Annotated in this window: 1 protein-coding gene; it reads right to left on the minus strand. The window is 46.3% G+C overall.

Annotated features, from left to right (window positions below):
- A partial coding sequence (locus tag C6366_RS21015; protein ID WP_199221597.1) for a hypothetical protein occupies positions 1-460 on the minus strand: 460 nt, incomplete at both ends.

Genomic DNA, 460 nt, shown 5'->3' on the forward strand with positions numbered 1-460 from the left:
GCCATACACTTCTGAATTCAGGGCTGGTCGCCAGAACCCCACGCCATTGCCTCCATTATTATAGATGCGGCAATTAATTAATTTATTATTAGGTCCCGCAAAATAGACACCATCCTTATAATAATTGTTTCCGGTAGCATCGCTGTTAGTAATGGTCAGCCCCCAATACCAGGCATGTTGTCCGGTGATATTTAATACTGCCGACTCAACTGTATTCACATTTCCATCAAGTATAACCTCCTGCCCGGGAAATGCCCGCACAAAAATCGGCGCACCTTCTCTACCGCGAATTACAGAGGTAAACTCACCCCTGTAAGTACCTCCCAAAATCCATATTGTATCACCCGCCACCACTGAGGATGGATGATTTAGTGCTGTTTGTAGGTTCCACGGATTCGCCCTCGTGCCGTTGCCTCGTGCAGTCCCATTTACTGAAACATAGAATCCTGCTGCATAGATA

Origin of the sequence: Desulfonatronum sp. SC1 (assembly GCF_003046795.1) — a bacterium.
Taxonomy (GTDB): Bacteria; Desulfobacterota; Desulfovibrionia; order Desulfovibrionales; family Desulfonatronaceae; genus Desulfonatronum.